The organism is Cupriavidus sp. D384 (assembly GCF_001652915.1).
Classification (GTDB): domain Bacteria; phylum Pseudomonadota; class Gammaproteobacteria; order Burkholderiales; family Burkholderiaceae; genus Cupriavidus.
The window spans coordinates 1-16641 of sequence record NZ_BBQI01000007.1 but is presented as its reverse complement, the minus strand read 5'-3'; the positions used below and the strand labels follow the sequence as shown (position 1 = coordinate 16641).

Annotated in this window: 17 protein-coding genes; 7 read left to right on the top strand and 10 right to left on the bottom strand. The window is 65.6% G+C overall.

Annotation, left to right across the window (positions count from 1 at the left end; translation table 11 throughout):
* Positions 1 to 56: 56 nt before the first annotated feature.
* Positions 57 to 935, bottom strand: a complete 879-nt coding sequence (gluQRS, locus tag A9J21_RS02395) for a tRNA glutamyl-Q(34) synthetase GluQRS (RefSeq protein WP_066731517.1) — start codon at positions 933 to 935, stop codon at positions 57 to 59.
* Between the two features lie 12 nt (positions 936 to 947).
* Positions 948 to 1880: a LysR family transcriptional regulator gene (locus tag A9J21_RS02390; protein WP_066731515.1), complete on the bottom strand. Its 933-nt coding sequence runs from the start codon at positions 1878 to 1880 to the stop codon at positions 948 to 950.
* Between the two features lie 144 nt (positions 1881 to 2024).
* On the opposite strand from A9J21_RS02390, the gene A9J21_RS02385 reads away from it, so the two are divergent.
* Together A9J21_RS02385 and A9J21_RS02380 are read left to right on the top strand one after the other, a co-directional pair.
* Positions 2025 to 2726, top strand: coding sequence for a pirin family protein (locus A9J21_RS02385; protein ID WP_066731513.1), 702 nt, complete (start codon positions 2025 to 2027; stop codon positions 2724 to 2726).
* Positions 2727 to 2907: 181 nt separating this feature from the next.
* Positions 2908 to 3885 carry a CobD/CbiB family protein gene (locus A9J21_RS02380; RefSeq protein WP_066731510.1) on the top strand — a complete coding sequence of 326 codons (978 nt, stop codon included), beginning with the start codon at positions 2908 to 2910 and terminating at the stop codon, positions 3883 to 3885.
* A 77-nt stretch (positions 3886 to 3962) separates the two neighbouring features.
* On the opposite strand, the gene A9J21_RS02375 is transcribed toward A9J21_RS02380, so the two are convergent.
* The 3 genes from A9J21_RS02375 to A9J21_RS02365 form a co-directional block, all read right to left on the bottom strand.
* Positions 3963 to 4268, bottom strand: coding sequence for a putative signal transducing protein (locus A9J21_RS02375; protein WP_066731509.1), 306 nt, complete (start codon positions 4266 to 4268; stop codon positions 3963 to 3965).
* 65 nt (positions 4269 to 4333) lie between these two features.
* Positions 4334 to 5311, bottom strand: coding sequence for a ribosome small subunit-dependent GTPase A (gene rsgA, locus A9J21_RS02370; protein WP_066731508.1), 978 nt, complete (start codon positions 5309 to 5311; stop codon positions 4334 to 4336).
* Entirely contained in the window at positions 5308 to 6558 is a 1251-nt protein-coding gene (locus tag A9J21_RS02365) for a M48 family metallopeptidase (protein ID WP_066731604.1), read from the bottom strand. Before A9J21_RS02365 ends, rsgA begins: the two co-directional genes overlap by 4 nt.
* A 161-nt stretch (positions 6559 to 6719) precedes the next feature.
* On the opposite strand from A9J21_RS02365, the gene orn reads away from it, so the two are divergent.
* Positions 6720 to 7352 (top strand): oligoribonuclease, encoded by a 633-nt coding sequence (orn, locus tag A9J21_RS02360; protein WP_066731506.1) that lies wholly within the window; start codon positions 6720 to 6722, stop codon positions 7350 to 7352.
* Positions 7353 to 7437: 85 nt separating this feature from the next.
* Positions 7438 to 8319 carry an AEC family transporter gene (locus A9J21_RS02355; RefSeq protein WP_066731504.1) on the top strand — a complete coding sequence of 294 codons (882 nt, stop codon included), beginning with the start codon at positions 7438 to 7440 and terminating at the stop codon, positions 8317 to 8319.
* Positions 8320 to 8383: 64 nt separating this feature from the next.
* Here the strand turns inward: A9J21_RS02355 and mog are convergent, their stop codons facing one another.
* Positions 8384 to 9031, bottom strand: a complete 648-nt coding sequence (mog, locus tag A9J21_RS02350) for a molybdopterin adenylyltransferase (RefSeq protein WP_066731502.1) — start codon at positions 9029 to 9031, stop codon at positions 8384 to 8386.
* Positions 9028 to 9636 carry a ribosome biogenesis factor YjgA gene (yjgA, locus tag A9J21_RS02345; protein WP_304440918.1) on the bottom strand — a complete coding sequence of 203 codons (609 nt, stop codon included), beginning with the start codon at positions 9634 to 9636 and terminating at the stop codon, positions 9028 to 9030. The genes mog and yjgA overlap by 4 nt, the downstream gene beginning before the upstream one ends.
* 57 nt (positions 9637 to 9693) lie before the next feature.
* Here yjgA and pmbA point away from each other — a divergent pair, with 57 nt between their 5' ends.
* Positions 9694 to 11061 (top strand): metalloprotease PmbA, encoded by a 1368-nt coding sequence (pmbA, locus tag A9J21_RS02340; protein ID WP_066731498.1) that lies wholly within the window; start codon positions 9694 to 9696, stop codon positions 11059 to 11061.
* A gap of 95 nt (positions 11062 to 11156) precedes the next feature.
* Here the strand turns inward: pmbA and A9J21_RS02335 are convergent, their stop codons facing one another.
* The 3 genes from A9J21_RS02335 to A9J21_RS02325 form a co-directional block, all read right to left on the bottom strand.
* Positions 11157 to 11657, bottom strand: coding sequence for a dihydrofolate reductase (locus A9J21_RS02335; protein ID WP_066731496.1), 501 nt, complete (start codon positions 11655 to 11657; stop codon positions 11157 to 11159).
* Positions 11654 to 12448, bottom strand: coding sequence for a thymidylate synthase (locus A9J21_RS02330; RefSeq protein WP_066731494.1), 795 nt, complete (start codon positions 12446 to 12448; stop codon positions 11654 to 11656). Before A9J21_RS02330 ends, A9J21_RS02335 begins: the two co-directional genes overlap by 4 nt.
* A gap of 118 nt (positions 12449 to 12566) precedes the next feature.
* A complete protein-coding gene (locus A9J21_RS02325) occupies positions 12567 to 13274 on the bottom strand; it encodes a TerC family protein (RefSeq protein ID WP_066731492.1) in 708 nt (235 codons plus the stop codon).
* A gap of 583 nt (positions 13275 to 13857) precedes the next feature.
* Here A9J21_RS02325 and egtD point away from each other — a divergent pair.
* Both egtD and A9J21_RS02315 read left to right on the top strand, forming a co-directional pair.
* Positions 13858 to 14964, top strand: coding sequence for an L-histidine N(alpha)-methyltransferase (egtD, locus tag A9J21_RS02320; RefSeq protein WP_066731487.1), 1107 nt, complete (start codon positions 13858 to 13860; stop codon positions 14962 to 14964).
* Between the two features lie 154 nt (positions 14965 to 15118).
* Positions 15119 to 16375, top strand: a complete 1257-nt coding sequence (locus tag A9J21_RS02315) for an SUMF1/EgtB/PvdO family nonheme iron enzyme (protein ID WP_066731486.1) — start codon at positions 15119 to 15121, stop codon at positions 16373 to 16375.
* Positions 16376 to 16641 lie beyond the last annotated feature (266 nt).

The following is a 16641-nucleotide window of genomic DNA, read 5'->3' as shown; positions in this document are numbered from 1 at the left end:
GGCCGTTTGCATTCCGGGGGGCGGTTGATCGCCTTGGCGCTTGCCGCTTTACCGTTCTATCGCAACACCCATTGTTCCGCCCACTGCTCCGTGGCGGCTGCCAGCCAGGCCGCGACCGAGGCTTCTCCGTTCACGATTCCCAGGTGCGCGCCGGCTTGCCGCAGCGCGTCCAGCGGCGCTGCCGTGTCCAGTGCCTGCGCGCCGCTTTGCTTGCTCAGTTTTTCTCCAATCGCGTTGACCACGACTGGCACGTGCAGGTACGACGGCGTGGGCAGGCCCAGCACATGCTGCAGATGGATCTGGCGTGGCGTGGAATCGAGCAGGTCGGCGCCTCGCACGATATGGGTGATGCCCTGTTCGGCGTCATCGACCACCACGGCCAGTTGATAGGCCCAGAGCCCGTCGGCACGGCGCAGCACGAAATCCCCGAGTTCCGTTTCCAGGTTCTGGCACTGGCGTCCCTGCCAGCGATCGTCAAAGCAGATCGTGGCCGCGGGGCCGTCCGGCACGCGCACGCGCCAGGCGCGCGGCAGCTTGCCATGCAGGCCGTTGCGGCAGGTGCCCGGATAGCCCAGCGTCTGGTGCCGCTCGCGCACGTGAATAAGCGAATCGGCGATTTCCTTACGCGAGCAGCCGCACGGATACAGGTAGCCGGCAGCGTCCAGGCGCCGCAACGCATCGGCATAGCGCGCCTCGCGGCGGCTCTGCCAGACCGGCGGCTCGTCGGGATGCATGCCGAGTGCTTCGAGCGTGCGCAGGATGCCCGTGTCGGCGTCCTTCACACAGCGCGGATAGTCGATGTCCTCGATCCGCACGAGCCAGTCGCCGCCGTGGGCGCGTGCGTCAAGCCAGCTGGCGAGCGCGGTCACCAGCGAACCAAGGTGCAGCGGGCCCGTGGGGGAGGGGGCGAAGCGCCCCCGGTAGCGTTGCGGCATGGTGCGGCGGACTTACTCGAACGACTCCGGTTGCTGCGGTGCCTGCTGCATCAACGCCTGCGCCAGGCGCGGGTCGTCGAGCTTGCTGGACCACCATTGCAGCGCCTTGCCGCGCGTGTTGGTGCGCCACGCCACCTTGAAATTGCCCGGCGCGCGCACTTCCACGGTTTCGCGCACCTGCAGCACGCCGCTTTCGATATGGGGCTGCGCCATCGGGGCCGGCAGCCAGCCGCAGCCCAGGCCGCGGATCTGGGCTTCGAGCTTGTCGCGCATGGTGGGCACCACCAGCACGTCCTGGCCGGCCAGCACGCCATGGGTACGCGCCGGCAGGTTGCGCGACGTATCGCCCACGGCCACGATGCGGTGCTTGGCAATCTGGATCGTCGTCAGCGGGCCTTCCTCGGTAGCCAGCGGATGGTGCGCGGCCACGGCGAAGACAAACGGAATCGTGCCCAGCGGCCGCACCTGGAAGCCCTGGGTGCTTGGAATCTCGTACGCGCCGCCAATGATCAGGTCGGCGCGGTTGCTGACCAGTGCATCCCAGGTGCCGCCCAGCACTTCCTTGGCAAAGCGCAGCCGGGTGGCCGTGTTCTCGGCGTAGAAGTCCTGGATGACCGGCAGCAGGGCCCGGAAATTGACCAGATCGTCCACGGCGATATTCAGGCTGGCTTCCCAGCCCGTGGCCAGGCGCTTGACGCGCCGCGCCAGGTCGTCGGCCGCGTGCAGCAGGTGGCGGCCTTCGTCCAGCAGGGCCCGGCCCGCCGGGGTCAGCTCGGCCCGGTGGCGCCGGCGGTCGAACAGCAGCACATCGAGGTCTTCCTCGAGCTTGCGGACGACGTAGGTCAGGGCGGAGGGCACCTTGCCCATTTCATGGGCGGCGGCGGCAAAACTGCCTTTGCGCTCGATGGCGTCAAGGACTTCGAGGGATTCAAGTGACAGGGGCATATTCAGAATTTCTGAACAAGTGCTTCTAACGCGGTGCCCGCCAATATACTCCCGCTCCCCTAAACTGCCTAGCATCGAAACGCCGCAGAGCCCGCAGCCAAGAGCTGGAGGGTTCGATTCCAGGCCACAAGGAGGGCCATCAAAATGATTGAAATCCGTAAGTCTGAAGATCGCGGTTATGCGGACCATGGTTGGCTCAAGTCGTATCACACGTTCTCGTTCGCCGACTATTACGATCCGCGTCATATCCAGTTTGGACCGCTGCGTGTGATCAATGAGGATCGTGTCGCGCCGGGCATGGGATTTGGCACCCACGGCCACCGCGACATGGAAATCATCAGCTATGTGCTGGAAGGTGAACTTGCGCACAAGGACAGCATGGGCAACGGCAGCGTGATCCGCCCCGGCGACGTGCAGCGCATGAGCGCGGGCACCGGCGTGCGTCACTCCGAGTACAACCATGCGGCCGACGCGACGACGCATTTCCTGCAGATCTGGATCATGCCGAACCAGCAGGGCATCGAACCCGGTTACGAGGAAAAGCGCTTCGATGCCACTGACAAGCGCGGCCGCCTGCGTCTGGTGGGCAGCCCGGACGGCGCCGAGGGTTCGGTCGTGATCCATCAGGATGTGCGCCTGTTTGCCGGCCTGTTCGACGGTGACGAGGCCGCCACGCTGGCGCTGCAGCCGGGACGCCAGGCCTATGTGCATGTGGCACGTGGCCGGGTGACGGTCAACGGCCAGGCGCTGGAAACCGGTGACGCCGCCAAGCTCGACGGCGAGGATGCCGTGAGCCTGGAAAAGGGTGCCGACGCCGAAGTGCTGGTGTTCGACCTCCCGGCCTGAGCCTGCAAGGCCCCCAGCCAACGCCCGCCGCTCCGGCGGGCGTTGGCGTTGGCGGGCCGTCATTCGTTTACCCGTAACCAGTGCTTACAGGTACTAGGAACGCTTGCCGCTATGCTATCGTCTGGCCTATCCGCCATGCGACCGCCGCGGCACACGCCGTGCGCCGATTAATCGTCACGCGATGACCTTCGTATCCATTCTCCTGGCGCTGATTGCCGAACAATTCCGGGCGCTCGGCCGGAACAACCCCATCTACGACATCGTGCGTGTGCTGGGTGACCGTGCCGAGCATGCCTTCGATACCGGACGCCCGCGCGACGCCGCGCTGGCCTGGCTCACCGTGGTGCTGCCACTGACGCTGGCCGTGGTGTTCGTCCACTATCTGCTGGCGTCGATCAGCGTGGCCCTGACGCTGGTCTGGAACGTCCTGCTGCTCTACCTGACGCTGGGCTTCCGGCAGTTCAGCCACTATTTCACCGACATCCACGAGGCGCTGAACCGGGACGATCTCCATACGGCCCGCACGCTGCTGCATGAATGGACCGGGCTCGACACCGTGGAGATGCCCGTCAGCGAGATCGTCCGGCACACGCTGGAAGCGGCCATCGTGGCCGTGCATCGCCATGTGTTCGGGGTGTTTTTCTGGTTCCTGGTGCCGATCGGCCCCGGCGGCGTGGTGCTGTATCGCACGGCCGAATTCCTGAATCGCCAGTGGAACACGCCGTCGAACGAGCGCAGCCCGGCGCTGGGCCGTTTTGCGGCCCGCGCGTTCTACGTGCTGGACTGGGTGCCGTCGCGCCTGACGGCGATCGGGTTTGCCATCGTTGGCAATTTCGAGGATGCGGTCTACGCCTGGCGCAACCATGCGCGCAAGTGGAACGACGCGGTCAACGGCATCCTGCTGGCCAGCGGCGGCGGGGCGCTCGGTGTGCGGCTGGGCCAACCACTGGCCGAAGAGGATTCCAGCGTCATGCTGCGTGCCAGCCTGGCTGGCGTGGACTATGCGCCGGGCATGAGCGAAGCCGAGCCGGTGCCGCCCGAATATGGCACGGACCCCGGCATTCGCACGCTGCAATCGGCGGTGGGCCTGGTCTGGCGCGCCGTGATCCTGTGGATGCTGCTGCTGGCGATGATCTCGCTGGCACTCTGGGTGGGGTGACACCCGGCCGGGAACATCAGCGAAACGCCAAGGCGCCACGGTTGTGGCGCCTTTTTCATGCCCGCCGCGTTCCGGACTCAGTCATGGTGCGCGCCGCAGTGCCAGCACGCGGCGAACTGGGCTTCGTGCCATTCGCCGCAGCGGTGGCATTGCCAGCGCGGCCCCGGCGCCGGATTGGCTGCCGCGTTGAGCACGGCCCAGGCATCGGCTTCGGCTGTATCGTCGAGAATCCAGACCTGCGGGGCGCTTTCGTTGAGCGGGATATCGCCTGCCGCGCCGGCAAGCCAGGTATTGCGGACCTCGGCGCGGATGCCGGCCGCATGCAGTACGTTCTGGCAATGCGCGGCATGGACCAGCGAAGGCGTCCTCAGCAGCAGTTTCATGATGAAGCCGTGGCAGGCAGGGTGCTTTTACCTTACCACGGCCATTGCCAAACGCCAGCCGGGGCTTACCACGGCTTCTGCTGACGCGATTCGTGCAGCAACTGTGTATAGAGCTGGTGCCGGCGCGGCGAGATCGCACCGTTGTCGATGGCGCCCAGCACGCCACAACCGGGCTCGTTGATGTGGTGGCAGTTGTAGAAACGGCATGCCGTGAGCTGCGGCCGGAATTCCGGGAAGGCGCGCTCCAGCATGCCTTCGCTCAGGTGGTGCAGGCCGAATTCCTGGAAGCCTGGCGAATCGATCAGGTAGCCGGGCTGTCCGTCGACCACGGCCCATTCCGCCGGCAGGTGATACAGCCGGGTGAACGTGGTGGTGTGCTTGCCGGAGTCGAGCTTCGACGAAATCTCGCGTGTCTGGGCTTCCACGCCCGGAATCAGCAGGTTCAGCAGCGACGACTTGCCCATGCCCGACTGCCCGATCAGGATGCTCGACACCCCGGCCGTGCGGGGCTGCAACGCCGCCAGCGCCTCTGCGGGGCGGCCGTGGACGGACAGTTCCAGCGTGTCGTAGCCCAGGTCCTGGTACAGCTTCAGGCGACGGCGCGCATCGTCGAGCCGCCCGGTCAGGTCGGTCTTGTTCAGGATCACCAGCGGGCGGATTTCCAGCGCCTCGGCCGACACCAGCGCGCGGCCCAGCAGGTCCTCCGAGAAGCTCGGCTCGGTGGCGAGCACGATAATGACCTGGTCGATATTGGCCGCCAGCAGCTTCGACTTGAACTGGTCGGACCGGTACAGCAGGTTCTTGCGGGGATCGATGCCGGTGATCACGCCCTGGTCGACCGCGGCCAGTTCGATGCGCACGTGGTCGCCCACGGCCGCGTCGCTTTTCTTGCCGCGCGGGAACGCATGCAGATGGGACCCATCGGTGCGCTCCACCACGTAGTGGCGGCCGTGCGCGGCGACGATCAGCGCGGATTCCGTATCGGCTCCGTTACCCTTGCCGGTGCCCTTGCCGGCGTTGTGATGGCGTGCGCTGCGGGTCATGCGTGCGACAGAAGACGGTCGATCCGCTGGGCTGCAGGCGGATGCGAGTAGTAGAAGGCGCTATAGATGGGATCCGGCGTCAGCGTCGACGCGTTGTCCTTGTACAGCTTCACCAGCGCGGAAACCAGGTGGCCCGCATTGGTCTGGTGCGCGGCGAACTCGTCGGCTTCGAACTCGTGCTTGCGCGACGACTGGCTGGCGAGCGGCCCCAGGATGAACGTGAACACCGGCAGTGCCAGGAAGAACAGCACCAGCGCCAGCGCATTGTTGCTGGCGCCGAAGTTCGGCAGCACGCCCAGGCCCGTGAAGAACCATTCGCGCGTGGCCAGCCAGCCCAGCACGGCCAGGAACACCAGCGACAGCGCAAACGTGACGGCGATCATCTTGGCAACATGGCGGCGCTTGAAGTGGCCCAGTTCGTGGGCCAGCACCGCTTCGACCTCCTCGCCGTCCAGGCGCTCCAGCAGCGTGTCGAAGAACACGATGCGCTTGGCCGCGCCGAACCCCGTGAAATAGGCATTGCCATGCGCGCTGCGCCGGCTGCCGTCCATCACGAACAGGCCCTTGCTGGCGAAGCCGCACTTGCGCAGCAGCGCCTCGATGCGCTCGCGCAGGCCCTCGTCGGCCAGCGGCTCGAACTTGTTGAACAGCGGGGCGATGTACGTCGGCACGATCACCTGCAGCAGCAGGCTGAAGCCCACCCAGAGCAGCCAGGTGTAGAGCCACCAGTAGGTGCCGGCGCGATCCATCAGCCACAGCACGGCCAGCAGCAGCGGCAGGCCCAGCACGCAGGCCACCGCAGCCATCTTGGCAAGGTCGGCCAGCCACAGGCCGAACGTCATCTTGTTGAAGCCGAAGCGCTGCTCGATCACGAACTGGCCATACAGCGAGAAGGGCAGGTCGAACAACCCGCCGATCACGGCCACGCTGGCGATCAGCGCCACGCCGTAGAAGTAGGGGCTGTCGGGGAAGACATGCAGCCAGAGCTGGTTCAGCGCGTGCAGGCCGCCCAGCATCGTGAAGCCGATCAGCACGGCGGCGCCGGTCAGCACTTCGAGCATCGACAGCCGCGTGCGGGCAACCGTGTAGTCCGCCGCCTTCTGGTGGGCGGACAGGGCGATGGTGTCGGCAAACCGCTCGGGCACGGCGCCGCGATGGCGCGCCACATGGCGGATCTGGCGCGAGGCGAGCCAGAGTTTGGTCAGCACCATGATGACCAGGGCGGCAAGAAAGATCAGCGTGAACATCGGCAAGCCTTGTAGACGATGGCGCGGCGCAGCAACGGGAAAGCCGGAGTGCGCGGCATGCCATCCGGGGCAGATATGCGAGAATTATAAATTGTTCGCCCCCGGCCACCCGCCGATCCGGGGTAATTCCCTCCGAATTCCATATCGAGCCGTACCGCCAGATGACAAGTCCCGCCGCATCCTCCGTCAAAAGTGAAAACAACCTTGTCTGGCTGGACATGGAAATGACCGGCCTGCAGCCGGATACCGACCGCATTATCGAGGTGGCGGTGGTGGTTACCGATTCCGAGCTGAACATCCTGGCCGAAGGCCCGGTGCTGGTGATCCACCAGTCCGATGCGGTACTCGACGGCATGGACAACTGGAACAAGGGTACGCACGGCCGCTCGGGCCTGATCGACAAGGTCAAGGCGTCGACGCTGACCGAAGCCCAGGCCGAGGCCGAACTGCTGGCGTTCCTGAAGCGCTGGGTGCCGGCCAGCAAGTCGCCGATGTGCGGCAATTCGATCTGCCAGGACCGCCGCTTCATGGCGCGCTACATGCCCAAGCTCGAAGCGTTCTTCCACTACCGCAACCTTGACGTCTCGACGCTCAAGGAACTGTGCAAGCGCTGGGAACCGGCCATCCACAAGGGTTTCCAGAAGCGCCAGCTGCACACGGCGCTGGCCGACATCCTTGAGTCGGTGGAAGAACTGCGCTACTACCGCCAGCACTTCATCAAGACGCCGGCCGAGGCGGCCGCCACGATGCCGGCGCCGGCAGCGCCCGCCGCCCCCGCCGCTCCCTCGGCATAAAGCCCCCCTCCAGAACAAGAACCCGGCGGGCGGGCTCCACGACGGACCGGCCACGCCGCCCCAGTCTGTCCAGCCGCCTCCCGCCATGTTTACGCGCATTGTCTCCATCATCACGCCGGTCATCCTGATCATCCTGATCGGGTGGATCTACGGGCGGCGTGCCCATCCGGACATGGCGGGCATCAACAAGGCGATGCTGGAAGTGATTGCCCCGCTACTTGTGGTGTCGGCCTTCATCAGCAAGGATTTCGTGCTGGCCGACCACCTGGTGCTGCTGGCCTGCGCCGTGGCCGTGGTGATCGGCTCGGGCATCCTGGCCTGGGTGGTGGCGCGCACGAGCGGCGCCAATCCCCGCACGTTCGTGCCCCCGATGATGTTCAACAACTGCGGCAACATGGGGCTGCCGCTGTCGGTCTTCGCCTTCGGGCAGGTTGGGCTGGCGCCGGCGGTGGCGCTGTTTGCGGCATCGAACCTGATGCATTTCACGATCGGCATGAAGATCGTGAACCGGCAGGCGTCGGTCATGCAGATCGCGCGCAATCCGATGGTGCTGGCCACCGTGGCCGGCGTGGCGCTATCGCTCGCCAAGCCGGTGTTTGCGCTGCCCGAGCCGGTCTACGAGTCGATCAAGCTGCTGGGCGACTCCACGGTGCCGCTGATGCTGTTCGCGCTGGGCGTGCGCATGAAGGACGTGAGCCTGCGCAACTGGGGCATGGGCGTGCTGGGCGCCATCGTCTGCCCGCTGGCAGGTATCGCCGTGGCGCTGCTGCTGGCATGGTGGGTGCCGATGACCGACCTGCAGCGGGGGCTGCTGTTCGTCTTTGCGTCGCTGCCCCCGGCCGTGCTGAATTTCCTGGTGGCCGACCATTTCAGGCAGGAACCCGACCAGGTGGCGTCGATCGTGCTGCTCGGCAATATCGCCGCCGTGGTGTTCGTGCCGATCGGGCTGTACCTGGGGCTGAAATAGGCACCAGGTTTGCTCCCCTCGCCCCTCTTGCGTCAAGGGGCCGGGGGAGCAGGGCTGGAGCCGGTCAGACCGTCGGCGCCGGCTTCTGGCGCAGCGCGCTCTTCGGCCGGAATGCCTTCACGATGGCTTCGTTGGTTTCCACATACGGGCCGCCGATCAGGTCGATGCAGTAGGGCATCGCCGCGAACACGCCTTGCACGATCACGCGGCCTTCCACGTCGCGCAGGCCTTCCAGCGTCTCGCGGATGGCCTTGGGCTGCCCGGGCAGGTTGACGATCAGCGCGGCGCGGCTCGGCGTTTCCCGGATGACCGCCACCTGGCGAGACAGGATCGCCGTCGGCACGAAGTGCAGGCTCACTTGCCGCATCTGTTCGCCAAATCCCGGCATTTCCTTGGTTCCCACGGCCAGGGTGGCTTCGGGCGTGACGTCGCGCCGGGCCGGGCCCGTGCCGCCCGTGGTCAGCACCAGGTCGCAGCCGGCCACGTCGACGAGTTCGATCAGCGTGCGCGAAATCAGCGGCGCCTCGTCGGGAATCAGCCGCTCGACGGCCTGCCACGGCGAGGTCAGCGTCTTGCCGAACCAGTCGCGTAGCGCCGGGATGCCTTCGTCCTGATAGGTGCCGGACGATGCACGGTCGGAAATGGACACAAAGCCGACCACCAGCTCGTCGGCGTGGGTGCGGGGGACGGGGGCGGTCAGCGGCGGGTTCATGCTTCGGGTTCCTGTGGTGTGTCGGATGCGTCACTGGCATCGCCGTCATCGCCACCGTCGAGCGCGGCCTTGATGGCCTGGAACAGTTCGCGGTAGTACTTGGGCGGCTTGCTCAGTTCCTTTTCCTTGCGGGCGTTGCGGATGATGTTGCGCACCGATTGCACGTCCACGCTCGGGTGTTCGCCCAGGAACTTGGTCAGCATGGCATCATCGGCCAGCAGCAGGTCGCGCCAGCGCTCGATCAGGTGCAGCTTGGCGGTTTCCGCCTTGCTGGTGCCCTTGAAGCCTTCCAGCGCGGCACGGATGGCGGCCACTTCGTCGTCGTCCAGGCTGCGCATTACCTTGCCGACAAACTGCATCTGGCGGCGCTTGCCTTCGTGGCTGGTGATCTTGCGGGCAGCATGGACGGCGTCCGCCAGCGACTCGGGCATTGGCACGCGCGCCAGGCGGTCTTTGGCCAGCGCCTCGAGTTCGGCGCCTAGATCCTGCAGCTCGGTCATGTCGCGCTTGCGCTGCGACTTGCTCTTGGGCAGGTCGTCGTCCGCTTCCGGGGCAAAGGCGCCCGGGAATCGGCCGTTGGAGTTGTTACGGGTATTTCGCGTCATGGGCGGCATTTTATCTTGCTATGATTCCCGTTTGGACTTTTGATCACGCCCGCCCATATGAGCCAGACTGCCGAAAAGACCGCGCATTTCACCTATACCCAGGATCAGCTCAAGGCCATGGCTGCCGATGTGCTGCGCGTGGCACGCGAACTTGGCGCGACGGACGCTGCCACCGAGATCTCCGAGGGCGGCGGCCTGTCGGTGACGGTGCGCAAGGGGCAGGTGGAAACCATCGAGCAGAACCGCGACAAGGTGGTGGGCGTGACGGTCATGATCGGCCAGCGCCGCGGTAATGCCAGCACGTCGGATTTCTCGCCGGCCGCGCTGCGTGCCACGGCCGAGGCGGCGTACAACATCGCCCGTTTCACGGCCGAGGATGACTGCGCCGGGCTGGCAGAGGAAGGCCTGCTCGAACGCAACCCGCGGGACCTGGACCTGTTCCACCCGTGGAACATCGACGCCGAGGGCGCCATCGACATCGCGCGCCGTGCCGAGGCATCGTCGTTCGCGGTGTCGCCGAAGATCAAGAACAGCGACGGCGCCAGCGTATCGGCCCAGCATTCGCAGTTCGTGCTGGCCACGTCGCGGGGCTTCGTGGGCGGCTACCCGTACTCGCGCCACTTCATTTCGGCGGCGCCGATCGCCGGTTCCGGCGGCGGCATGCAGCGCGACGACTGGTATTCGTCGAAGCGCTCGCCGCTGGCGCTGGCCGAGCCCGAGGCCATCGGCCGCTATGCCGCCGAGCGCGCGCTGGCCCGCCTGAATGCCCGCAAGCTGTCCACGCGCAAGTGCCCGGTGCTGTTCGAGGCACCGCTGGCGGCGGGTCTGCTGGGGGCCTTCGTGCAGGCGGTGTCGGGTGGCGCGCTGTACCGCAAGTCGACGTTCCTGTACGACTCGCTGGGCAAGGCCGTGTTTTCGCCGGATATCCAGATCAATGAGCAGCCGCATGTGCCGGGCGCCATGGGCAGCGCTCCGTTCGACGAGGAAGGCGTGCGCACGCATGCCCGCGAGGTGGTGCGCGATGGCGTGGTGCAAGGCTACTTCCTGTCGACCTATTCTGCGCGCAAGCTCGGCATGAAGACCACCGGCAACGCCGGCGGCTCGCACAACCTGACGCTGACCAGCTCGCGGACGCAGCCGGGCGACGATTTCGCCGGCATGCTGAAGAAGATGGGCACCGGCCTGCTGGTGACCGAACTGATGGGGCAGGGCGTGAACTACGTAACGGGCGACTATTCGCGCGGCGCGTCGGGCTACTGGGTCGAGAACGGCGTGATCCAGTATCCGGTGGAGGAAATCACGATTGCCGGCAACATGGTGGAAATGTTCAAGCAGATCGTCGGTATCGGTTCGGATGCGCTGGTGCGCGGCACCAAGGAAACCGGCTCGATCCTGGTCGAGCAGATGACGATTGCCGGGAACTGAGATCGCGGCAGCCGGTGAATCGGCCGGCAAAAAAAGAAGACGGCGCCCGAGGGCGCCGTTTTTCATGGCCGATTGCCGGTATTTGCGCGATCGGCTTATTCCTCGCCCGAAGGCGGACGCTCGTAGGTCACGAACGCATAGTCGAAACCATTTGGCTCCGAATGATGGGTTTCGCGCGAGACTTCCAGCCATTTCGAACGGTCGACGGCGGGGAAGTGGGCGTCGCCCTCCACGTCGGCATCGATCTCGGTGACGATCAGGCGATCCGCGCTGGGTAGCGCTTCGGCGTAGAGCTGGGCACCGCCGATCAGGAACACCTGCTCCACGCCCACGCACAGCCGCTGGGCGTCTTCCAGCGACGCCACCACCTCGGCGCCTTCCAGCTGCAGGTCACGGTTGCGGCTCACCACGATATTGCGGCGGCCCGGCAGCGGCCGGCCGATCGAATCCCAGGTCTTGCGGCCCATGATGATCGGCGCGCCCAGCGTGGTGCGCTTGAAGTGCTGCAGGTCTTCGGGCAGGCGCCACGGCAGCGTGTTGTCGCGGCCGATCACGCCATTGCGCGCGCGCGCGACGATCAGGGTCAGCAGCGTCATACGGCCACCGGTGCCTTGATGGCCGGATGCGATTCGTAGCCCACCAGCTCGAAGTCGTCGTACTGGTAGTCGAAGATGCTGTCGGGCTTGCGCTTGATTTTCAGCGTCGGCAGCTTCATCGGCGCGCGGGACAGCTGCGTCTGCACCTGTTCGAAGTGGTTGCTGTAGATGTGGCAGTCGCCGCCGGTCCAGACGAAGTCGCCCACGCCCAGGCCACATTGCTGCGCGATCATGTGCGTCAGCAGCGCGTAGCTGGCGATATTGAACGGCACGCCCAGGAAGATGTCGGCGCTCCGCTGGTACAGCTGGCAGCTCAGCTTGCCGTCGGCCACGTAGAACTGGAAGAACGCGTGGCAGGGCGGCAGCTTCATCTGCGGGATCTCTCCCACGTTCCAGGCCGACACGATCAGGCGGCGCGAATCGGGATTGTTGCGGATCTGCTGCACCACCTCGCTGATCTGGTCGATATGGCGGCCGTCCGGCGTCGGCCAGGCGCGCCACTGGTAGCCGTAGACCGGGCCCAGCTCGCCGTTGGCATCGGCCCATTCGTCCCAGATCGTGACGCCGTTGTCCTTCAGGTACTTGATATTGGTCGAACCCTGCAGGAACCACAGCAGTTCGTGGATGATGGACTTCAGGTGCAGCTTCTTGGTGGTGACGACCGGAAAGCCTTCGTTCAGGTCGAAGCGCATCTGGTAGCCGAACACCGAGCGCGTGCCGGTGCCCGTGCGGTCGGACTTTTCGGTGCCATGCTCGAAAACATGGCGCATGAAGTCGAGGTACTGTTTCATCGGCGCGGGGTAGAAATGTGATGTCGGCTCGCGGGCCGTAAAGCGGGGATTTTAGCCTGAAAGCAAAAAGCCGCCCGAAGGCGGCCTTTTGCATTTCCGGCATTTCCGGTCAGCCGGGTCAGTGGCTTTCCACCGGCTTCTGGCTGCCGTCGCGACGCTTCTGCGTCAGGTAGCCGGCCCCCAGCACGCCGCCGATGATCACCAGGTACAGGCCCCACTTGATCACGGGCTGTGCCTCGAAGAACGCCTTGGTGATCGGCTCGCCCAGGATCATCTTCACGGCGGTGAAGGCCAGCACGCCGGCGCCGATGTAGATGATGGACGGGTAGCGCGACATCAGCTTGAGCACCAGGCTCGAGCCCCAGACCACGATCGGGATACTGATCAGCAGGCCCAGCACCACCAGCAGGAAGCTGCCGTGGGCGGCGCCGGCCACCGCCAGCACGTTGTCCACGCCCATCACCGCGTCGGCGATGATGATGGTCTTCATGGCGCCCACCAGCGTGGCCGCGCCAGCGCCGTGCTCGTCGCCGTCATTCTCGGCGGCCAGCAGCTTGTAGGCAATCCAGACCAGCGCCAGGCCACCAACCAGCAGCAGGCCGGGGATCTTGAGCAGCCAGACCACGCCAATCGTCATGGCCGAACGGACCACCACGGCACCGATGGTGCCCCAGACAATGGCTTTCTTCTGCAGGTGCGGCGGCAGGTTGCGCGCCGCGAGGGCGATCACGATGGCGTTGTCGCCAGCCAGGACCAGGTCAATGACGACGATCGACAGCAGCGCTGTCAGAAACTGCATCGTGAACAGATCGGTAAACCACTCCATGTACGCTCCTCAGGTACGAAAAAGCTGCAGGCCATCGAGCCAGCAAGGGTTTTTTGTTGCACCTGGGATTTACAGCGAGCGCCGGAAGTGATCGGGGTCGCCTTTGCAAACCATAAAAACCAGGTGTGCAAAGGTCTTGCTCGACTGACTGGCGCGGAATGCGCGCCAGGGTCAGCACAACCGGAGACGAGCGATGCGTCTCGGAATGACGATTGTGCTAAGGGCATCGGATGCCCCCAAGCTACTCCCCTTTTACTTCCCTCTTTGGAAGGAATCGTGTCCGCCAGAAGCTCCAGCGATCACGTTGGAGGCGATTATAAGGGAACCACGAAAAAAATGTTGCACTGCCGGGTTGGGGTTTGTATGTATCAAGTTTCAGACATGAATGCCGTGCGGATCAGTTTGTAAAGTGATGCAACGTGTCACGCACGCATAAGCATATGCACCTATCCTATTTGGATCGGTTCGGCAGGTGTGCACCAGATCTGACAGGTGCGCACCCCTGACCAGCCGCTGGCCCAGACGCCATCGCGGATGCTTGAGAGGGATTCACCGTAGTGCCCATCGACAACAAGGAAACGTCATGCCGGCCCCCACTACGCTTCAGACGCCCGACACCCATTCGACCCGCTCCAACTCCCGCAACAACTCCCATCACCAGAACGGCCACACCACGCCCGGGATTGCTCCCGAGCCGCGCATCGTCGTCGGCAACGGCCATGCCCGGTCCGGGGTGGCACCGCAGCCCGAATTCGTACAGCAGTACCGCGAAGACAACGGCGCGCTGCGCGCCGAGATCGAGGAAGGGCTGCGCCTCAGGCAGCCGCGCATCAGTCCGAAGTTCTTCTACGACGTACTGGGCTCGCGGCTGTTCGAAGCCATCACCGACCTGCCCGAGTACTATCCCACGCGCACCGAGGCGTCGATCTTTGCCTCGGCAGCGCCCGCCATCGCCGCACGGGCGGGCAGCGGCTGCGTGCTGATCGACCTGGGCGCCGGCAACTGCCAGAAGGCCGCGCGCCTGTTCCCCAGCCTGCAGCCTGCGCAGTACGTGGCGCTCGATATCTCGGTGGAATTCCTGCGTGGCACGCTGGCCGCGCTGCAGCAGCAGAATCCCCAGATCCCGATGCTCGGGCTTGGCGCCGATCTGTGCGGGCCGCTGGACCTTCCCACCAGCGTCAGGCGTGGCCGCCGGCTGTTCTTCTATCCCGGCTCCAGCATCGGCAACTTTGCCCCCATCGACGCCCTGGCGCTGCTGCAGCGGCTGCGTGCCGCGGCTGGCCCCGGTGATGGCGTGCTGATCGGCGTGGACCTGTTCAAGGACCCCGACACGCTGGTGGCGGCCTATGACGATGCCCTGGGCGTGACGGCCGCGTTCAACCGCAACGTGCTGCGCAACGTGAACCGCATCGTCGGCAGCGATTTCGCGCTGGCGGACTGGCGCCATGCGGCCACGTTCGATACGCAGGCATCGCGCATCCAGATGCACCTGCAGGCCGAGCGCGACGTGACCGTGCGCTGGCCCGGTGGCGAGCGGCAATTCGCGGCCGGGGATCGCATCCATACCGAGGACTCCCACAAGTATCGGCCGGACGACTTCGCGATCCTGCTCGAAGCGGCCGGCTTTACCGATCCGGTCAGCTGGACCGATCCGCGCGGCTGGTTCGCGGTGTTCCATGCACGCGGCTGACGGCCCGGGACGATCTGGGGAGGCAGGCTGGCGGTAAGCCGCGCCGCCAGCAGGGTGAAATGGCGCTGGCCGGAACGTGCGGGCGCGCAGTGTCATAATGCGCGCAGCCGGCCCTGGCCGGCACCGACTTCCACCCACTGTCACGGATACCTCGATGAGCGGCTTCTCCATGCTTCCCGATCTCCACTTCACCGGCGGCACGGCGGCCTGGCCCGACGCGCGCCGGTTGCCGCGCGAGGGGTTGGCACAGGCGCTGGTGGAGTCGCGCAACCGCACGCTGGCGTGGCTGGGTGCCTTTGGCGTGACCCGCAAGGGTTGGACCGTGGTGCGCCAGTACGATGCGAATCCGCCGCTGTGGACGCTTGGCAGTATCGCGTGGCACGCCGAATGGTGGTGCCTGCGTGGCGTGCGGCATCTGGAGCAGGGCGGCATCCGGCTGCCGGTGGCCAGCGAGCCGTCGCTGCTCGATGGTGCCGACGAGTGGTTCGATCCCGAGCGGATTGGTCCCGATGAACGCTGGGAGATCGCGCTGCCCGACGTGGCGGTGGTAAAGCAATACGCTGCGAAGGTGCTGGACGGCCTGCTGCGGCGTATCGCGCTGCTGCCCGACGATGACGACGCCACGCTGTACCCGTTCCGCCGCGCGCTGTACTACGAAGACGTGCAGGGCGAAACGGTTGCCACGCTGCTGCAGGCGCTGGAAGTGGCGCCCGTCGAGCCGGCATCGATCGCCCCGGCAATGGCCGTGCAGTCATCGGGCACGCTGCATTTTCCCGGTGGCAATTTCACGCAGGGCTGGCAGGACGCCGACGGCTTTGCCTGGCCCGATGAATTGCCCGCGCAGAAGATCTACGTACCGGCGTTCGAGATGGATGCCGCGTTGGTCACCAATGCCCAGTTCCTGGAATTCGTGGAAGACCACGGCTACGAGCATCCGTCGTACTGGTCGGCTGCCGGCCGGCAATGGCTGATGACGCAGGAGCGTTCGGCCCCGCGCTACTGGGCGCGCCATGCGGTCAGCCGTAGTTGGGTGGTATCGCGCTTCGGCACGGAGCGCACGCTAAATCCCGACGAACCGGTGCGTCACGTCACGTTGTTCGAGGCGCAGGCGTGGTGTGTCTGGGCCGGGCGCCGCCTGCCGCAGGAAGTGGAATGGGAACTGGCGGCTGCGCAGAATCGCGGACTGCAGTGGGGCACCTTGCGCGAGTGGACCGCCACGCCGTACGAGCCATACCTGGGGTTCGCCGCCGAGCCCACCGACGGCGAGATCATCGGCCGCTTCGGCACGCACCAGGCCGCGCGCGGCGTATCGTTCGCCAGCCCGGCCCGACTGCGCCACGTGCGCGCGCGCACCGCGCTGCTGCCGGAGGACGATGTGTCGTTCGTGGGGTTCAGGACGTGTGCGGTTTAGGTCGGGACCACGGAAAGCAACGCGGAAGGGTGTTCGCACAGACCAAATTCCTGAAGAATCTGGACAGCGGTACCGAAGTGCAATCGCCGTCGCGCCGATGATCGCCAGGCGGCGTGTTTGGCGCTATTCATGTGGCGCTATCCGTGTCGCGCTTCTCGCTACGACAAACAAAAAGGCACCCGAAGGTGTAATGCCGTTCAGTTAAGAACTGAACGGCATTTTTAATTGGAGCGTCAGAGGAGGTTGTAAACGCTGCGCCGAGGTGT